Here is a 6,230-nt window from a genome sequence, read left to right as displayed (position 1 = left end):
TGCATGGGTCGCCTCTGTCACCTATGAATGGGGTCTATTTTTATGCCACGGGAGCACCCTATCGGAGACGATGAACTTACGAAAGGTCTAGGTATAGCGGATCAGTCCACGAGCTCAGGGGGGAAGGCCATCAGATAGACACGCTTCGTAGCTCGGGTAAGGGCGGTATAGATCCAGCGCACCATATTCCTATCCTCTGGTAGGTACCCTACTAGGCTAAGGTCCACGAAGACACAGGCCCACTGCCCCCCTTGCGCCTTGTGCGCTGTGACGGCATAGCCGTACTTGACCTCAAGGGCTCCCCAAAAGGGATCTCGGCGGATCGCCCTACGGCGGTCGGTGAGCGAAGGGATGTCTGCATAGTCGGCTGCTATCTGCTCGAAGAGCTGCTGACGCTGCTCCTGCGTGCGCTGTGGTGTAGGCTCCTCGAGGCAGGAGAGTAGGAGGCGCACCTCCAGCTCTTCATCCCGATCGGGTAGGTAGATCGTAGCATCTGCGAAGTGAAGCCCGTATTCATGGTAGTGTCGCCCGAGTTGCTGTACCTCGATCGTCTCCCCATTGGCGATGAAGTCGGAGTGGTCTCGGCGCTTGGTATAGTGATAATTGTTGCGAGCCACGATGAGTCGCTCTCCACGCACTACCGCCTCCTCTTCGTAGTAGAGGACGGCAGAGCGGATAGCGTGGTTGCACTCCAGCGCCTTCTTGTTGGAGGGGCAGATGACCAGACACTCCTCCATCCCATAGCGTCGGTAGGCCTCATCTATGGTGTTGATAAACTCGCCAGGCTCGACAGCGAAGATCCCCCGCCACCCCTCGGTCTCCAGGTGAATCGGTAGGAGTTCCTCAGGATCCAGGTCGGCGGAGTCCTCGAGGAGTTCACGGAGCTGGGTGGCATTGTGTAGGATGCCCCCCTTCTTCTGACGCACGACCTCACGGAGCTCCGTCCCATAGACCTCGAGCCCATAGCGAGAGGTGAGCACCTCGGCATTCAAGGCATCACTCAGCGGAGTCCCTACAGGAGGGAGCTGAGCGGTATCCCCTACGAGGATCAACTTACTCTCATCGGCTGACCACACATAAGCAAGGAGATCATCAAGGAGATTGCCCGACCCGAAGGGCGTCACCTCACCTGTATCGCCCGAGATCATCGAAGCTTCGTCCACGATGAAGAGGGTAGGTCGCCCTGCGGAGACTCGCCCGAGTTGGAAGCTCCCCCCCTCCTCCTGTAGCTGGGTCGAAGCTCTATATATAGTACGGTGGATGGTCGAAGCTTGGCGCCCCGTAGCTCCCGTGAGCACCTTAGCAGCCCGCCCCGTAGAGGCCATCAGCTCGACGTGAAGGCCTGCCCGAGTGGCTGCCTCTGTGATGGAGCGAAGGAGATAGGTCTTCCCCGTACCTGCATATCCTGTAAGGAGATAGAGGGCGTAGGGCGATGGCGCTTCGAGGTAATCAAGGAGGCTAAGGAGGGCTTCCCGCTGGTCGCTCGTGAGGGTCTCCTGAGGGAGCGCACGGAGGTTGCTGATGAGGGCGGTATACGGCATGTAATAATAATTTCTATCTTTGTCCGTGTGAAGTTACTGATTTTAGCGTGTATAGAGATGCACCCTGGGAGCTTCACCACAGGACACGTCTAACTGCAAAATACTACATAGATCAACGATGAAAAAAGTTATCCTCGTACTAGTAGCCTTGGTCGTAGTGGCTCTAGCCTACATCACCATCCAAAGCGTGCTAGCACCCGTAAACTTCGACAAGAAGCAAGCTAAGATCGAGGTTGAGCTCCAGAAGCAGCTCAAGAAGATCGCAAGCCTCGAAGAAGCCTACAAGAGCGTGTATGACAAGTACGCCAACAAGGAAGAGCTCATCGACTTCGTCCAGAACGGACGTGTCTTCTACGTCCGTGCCGAAGGCGACTACACCAGTGCCATGAGAGATCAGGGTCTGAGCGAAGAAGATGCTGCTCGTCGTGGTCTGATCCGTCGTGACACCATCTGGGTCGCTGCTAAGGATACCCTCCTCAACGATGGGACTGACCTGGCTAAGCTCTTCGTCATCCCCAACAACCCCGACTCCTCTATCCACGTAGTAGCTAGCTCCATCGAGCAGGAAGTCGGTGAGGCGAAGATCCAGATGCCTGTCTTCCAGGCTTCTGCCTCTTACGAGAGCTACCTCAACCCTCTGAACAACCCACGTCGTGTCCGTGAGAAGGTCGAAGCTGCTCGTGCTAAGACCAACGCTTACCCTGGTCTTCGTGTCGGTTCGCTCACCGAAGCTAAGACGAACGGTAACTGGGAGTAATGGCTCCATCTACCCCACTCACGGCAGCCACGGCTGCATCCTACAGCTTGTCCATCCGAACCGTTTCGGGTGGACTTGCTTTTTGTATCTATAGCGAGGGACCTTCGCCCCAGATCCTCCGCCAAGGTCTACTAGAGGCCTCAGCCGGAAGTCCGTCGGTCTACACTCGTCTACAAGAGCTCTACTATGAGCATGAGTTCCTCAGCTACCCCTTCCGCCGTGTCACCCTCTACTACGAGCCCGAGGAGGCTACGCTTGCCCCTTCAGAGCTCCTCCTAGACGGGCAGGATGAGCTCTGGATCTCTCCCCACTCAGAGGAAGCGCAGGCGAGTGGATCGGGAGCTCCCGAGAAGAGCTATCTACGCTACACCCTCCCCGATGAGACGAAGACCTTCGTCCTCTCGTGGTCGAGGGAGGCACTCCAGTTCCTCCGCCGTACGCTCCTGATCATCGAGCCCCTCCCCTACTTTGCTCCCATCCTAGAGGAGCGTAGAGATAGGGGAAGATCGGAGCAGGGTCGTGAGCTCCTCCTACTCCTACGTGAGGGGGCGATCGACCTCTTCCTTCTCTCCGAAGGGGAGCTCCTAGGCTACAATAGCTTCGCCCTAGTATCCAGCCACGAGGCGAAGGTCCTCGCAGGCGAAGCGGTCTTCTACGCCTTCAGCTTCTGGCGACACTTTACCCTCGAGGGAAGCGCCGATCGGATCACCATCGGCTATCCCGAGGAAGGGATGGTGGCTTCGACTAGTCTCCTCGAGGTAGCAGCCCATGAGACGGGAGAGCTCCTCTCGCCCTACATCGCCCAGATCACCCAGCTCAGCTATCGGAGCCTCCCCCAAGCACCCAAAGCTCCCTCCCCCACAGCTCACTAGAATCCATGCGCATCATAGGTGGTAAGTACAAGCGTCGTCGCTTCGACGTCCCCAAGAGCTTCAATGCTCGCCCGACGACGGACTTTGCTAAGGAGAACCTCTTCAACGTACTCCAGCACTACATCGATCTAGAGGACTGCTCGGCACTCGACCTTTTCAGCGGGACGGGAAGTATCGCCGTGGAGCTCCTCTCCCGTGGCTGTCAGCGAGTGCTCGCCCTAGAGCAGCGTCGGGAGCATGCACTCTTCATCCGCTCTGTAGCTCGTGAACTGAAGGAGGAGCAGGCACTACAAGTCCTACAGGCCGATGTCTTTCGCTACCTCACCTCCTCCAAGGGTGGGAAGCACCTCTTCGACTTCATCTTCGCCGATCCTCCCTACAAGCTCAAGGAGATCGCAGAGCTCCCTGAGCTCATCCTCTCCTCAGGATTACTGAAGGAGGGAGGCATCCTCGTCGTAGAGCATCCCGCTACCTATGACTTCTCTCAGCTCCCGTACTTCAGCGAGCACCGCATCTACGGATCGGTGAACTTCTCGATCTTCGTGCTCAGCGATCCCGACGAGGAGAGCGAAGGAGAGTAACCACCCGGAAGGAAGATGGACTCCGTCATCCTTGATCCCGAAGAGGAGCGGAAGCTCCTAGAGCTCCTCTCCCTACGATCCATAGGCGTCGCTCCCCGCAAGCTCTTGGAGCTCTTTGCTTCCAGAGAAGAGCTCCCACTGGAGCTACCCCTCGGACTTCCGACGGGCCTTGACTGCTACCAAGAAGAATTAGAGCGAGCCCTTCCTCAGGCAGAGGAAGAGCTCGCTCTTTGTCGTCATGAGGGGATCAGCATCCTTCCCTTCTTCTCCCCTTCCTACCCTAAGTCGCTCGAGGCGCTCCAGCGCTCTCGTCCCGTTCTCCTCTATGCCCTAGGTGACCTTGAGCTCCTAGATGCAGATCGTAGCGTCACCATCGTGGGGACACGTAGTCCCAGCCCTGAGGGAAGGAGGGCTGCCTACGAGATCGCCCGAGCACGGGCGATGAGAGGAGAGACGATCATCAGTGGTCTTGCCCTCGGCTGTGACGAGGCAGCTCACCGAGGAGCCCTAGAAGTAGGTGGTAAGACGATCGCTGTCCTTGCTACAGGGCTCGACAGGGTGCATCCCGAGACGCATGCTTCGCTCCAGACTGAGATCGTGCACCATGGGGGCCTGCTCCTCTCCGAATACCCACTAGGCACTCCCGTCAGTAAGCATCACTTGATCGCCCGTGATCGAATACAAGCTGCCCTAGGGGATGAGCTCCTCATCATCGAATGTGGTCGAAGTAGCGGTACCATGCACACCATCCGTTTCGCCGAACGATGCCACCGCCCGATCTTCGCCCTTTCCTACCCTAGCTACCCCACCTCAGCTGAGGGCAACGAGCTACTACTTCGCTCGGGGCGAGCCCTAGCCTACACTCCTCCCACCTCCGATAGCGAGTAACTCCTTAGGAGTACCCTCCAGATAAGAGAAGCTCCCTCCGACTTAGCATCTATTTGCCAAGTCAGAGGGAGCTTCCCTTGTGTACTAGGTACGAGGTCGGAGCTTAGGCTTCGATAGCTGCGATACCAGGGAGCTTCTTCCCTTCGATCGCTTCGAGGAGCGCACCGCCACCCGTAGAGACATAGGAGACCTTGTCTGCGTAGCCGAACTTGTTGACACAAGCTACGCTGTCACCACCACCCACGAGTGAGAAGGCGCCGTTAGCCGTAGCTTCAGCGATCGCCTCTGCCACAGCACGAGAGCCATCGGCGAAGTTGTCCATCTCGAAGACACCCGTAGGACCATTCCAGAGGATCGTCTTAGAGCCGAGGATCACCTCACGATAAGCACGGATGCTGTCGGGACCTATGTCCATACCGATCCAGCCTGAGGGGATGTTGTCGTTCTGAGCGAAGTCGGTCTTAGCATCGTTGCTGAATGCATCGGCGATCTTCGAGTCGGTAGAGAGCACGAGGTTGACACCATTGGCCTTAGCCTTAGCCACGATCTCACGAGCTAGGTCGAGCTTATCATCTTCGCAGAGGGAGTTACCGATGTTGCCACCAGCTGCCTTAGCGAAGGTGTAGGTCATAGCACCGGTGAGGATGAGGTTGTCTACCTTACCGAGAAGGTTCTCGATGATGTCGATCTTCGAGGAGACCTTAGAGCCCCCCATGATAGCGGTGAAGGGACGGCGAATGTCCTGCATGACCTTGTTGACAGCGTCGACTTCCTTACCCATGAGGTAGCCGAAGAGCTTGTGGTCAGCGTCGAAGTAAGCAGCGATGAGCGCCGTAGAGGCATGTGCACGGTGAGCCGTACCGAAGGCATCGTTGACATAGACATCAGCTAGGGCAGCGAGCTTCTTCGTGAATTCCTTCTGGCTCTCCTTCACGGCCTTCTTAGCGGCAGCCTTCTCTTCCTCGGAGGCATCCTCAGCTAGACCACGTGGCTTACCTTCCTCTTCGGCGTAGAAGCGGAGGTTCTCCAGTAGGAGAGCTTCACCTGGCTTGAGGTTCTGAGCGAGCTCACGAGCTTCGTCACCGACGCAGTCGGGAGCGAACTTCACCTCTACACCCAGGAGCTGGGAGACATGTGCGAGGATATGGCGAAGGGAGAACTTGTCTTCGACCTTCTTAGGACGACCTAGGTGCGAACCGATGATGACCGAGCCCCCATCGGCAAGGATCTTCTTCAGGGTAGGCAGAGCGGCGCGAATACGCGTGTCATCGGTGATATTGAAGTCTGCGTCGAGGGGGACATTGAAGTCCACACGGACGAAAGCCTTCTTACCAGCGAAGTTGAACTGATCAATCGTCATAGAGTAATCTTAGCTGTTTAATGTTTAATACATTCCCATTGAATTGCATACAAATGTACGTAATAATGAGCACTTATCAGTATTCTGTCTAAGGAGCTAACCAAGTGAAGCCCCAGTCCTGCTGGGTGGGGAGAGACGAAGGGCAACCAAGCTCTCAGAATAGCTGTCTACAGCAGGAGATTTCGCCCCTATCAGAGAGCCCCAAAAGAGACCTACGGTAGGTCGTCGAAA

The 6,230-nt window shown here is 56.7% G+C and carries 6 protein-coding genes; 4 read left to right on the top strand and 2 right to left on the bottom strand.

Features of this window, described 5'->3' with window-relative positions; genetic code table 11:
• Nucleotides 1-101 precede the first annotated feature (101 nt).
• A complete protein-coding gene (locus tag HMPREF1556_RS01900; RefSeq protein ID WP_021666506.1) occupies nt 102-1,541 on the bottom strand; it encodes an ATP-dependent RecD-like DNA helicase in 1,440 nt (479 codons plus the stop codon).
• 118 nt (nt 1,542-1,659) lie between these two features.
• Here HMPREF1556_RS01900 and HMPREF1556_RS01895 point away from each other — a divergent pair, with 118 nt between their 5' ends.
• From HMPREF1556_RS01895 to HMPREF1556_RS01880, 4 genes are read left to right on the top strand one after another with little or no spacing between them, the layout of a single operon-like run.
• Nucleotides 1,660-2,298 carry a hypothetical protein gene (locus HMPREF1556_RS01895; protein WP_021666505.1) on the top strand — a complete coding sequence of 213 codons (639 nt, stop codon included), beginning with the start codon at nt 1,660-1,662 and terminating at the stop codon, nt 2,296-2,298.
• Nucleotides 2,298-3,170 carry a DUF3822 family protein gene (locus tag HMPREF1556_RS01890; protein ID WP_021666504.1) on the top strand — a complete coding sequence of 291 codons (873 nt, stop codon included), beginning with the start codon at nt 2,298-2,300 and terminating at the stop codon, nt 3,168-3,170. Before HMPREF1556_RS01895 ends, HMPREF1556_RS01890 begins: the two co-directional genes overlap by 1 nt.
• A 5-nt stretch (nt 3,171-3,175) precedes the next feature.
• On the top strand, nt 3,176-3,751 hold the full coding sequence (gene rsmD / locus HMPREF1556_RS01885; protein WP_021666503.1) for a 16S rRNA (guanine(966)-N(2))-methyltransferase RsmD: 576 nt from the start codon (nt 3,176-3,178) through the stop codon (nt 3,749-3,751).
• Between the two features lie 15 nt (nt 3,752-3,766).
• Nucleotides 3,767-4,639, top strand: coding sequence for a DNA-processing protein DprA (locus HMPREF1556_RS01880; RefSeq protein WP_021666502.1), 873 nt, complete (start codon nt 3,767-3,769; stop codon nt 4,637-4,639).
• 103 nt (nt 4,640-4,742) lie between these two features.
• Here HMPREF1556_RS01880 and pgk read toward each other — a convergent pair whose 3' ends face one another.
• Nucleotides 4,743-5,999, bottom strand: coding sequence for a phosphoglycerate kinase (gene pgk / locus HMPREF1556_RS01875; RefSeq protein WP_021666501.1), 1,257 nt, complete (start codon nt 5,997-5,999; stop codon nt 4,743-4,745).
• Nucleotides 6,000-6,230: the final 231 nt, after the last annotated feature.

The organism is Porphyromonas sp. oral taxon 278 str. W7784 (genome assembly GCF_000467855.2).
In the GTDB taxonomy this organism is placed as follows: Bacteria; Bacteroidota; Bacteroidia; order Bacteroidales; family Porphyromonadaceae; genus Porphyromonas.
The sequence above is the reverse complement of the archived record's forward strand: the minus strand, read 5'-3'. Positions and strand labels throughout refer to the sequence as shown.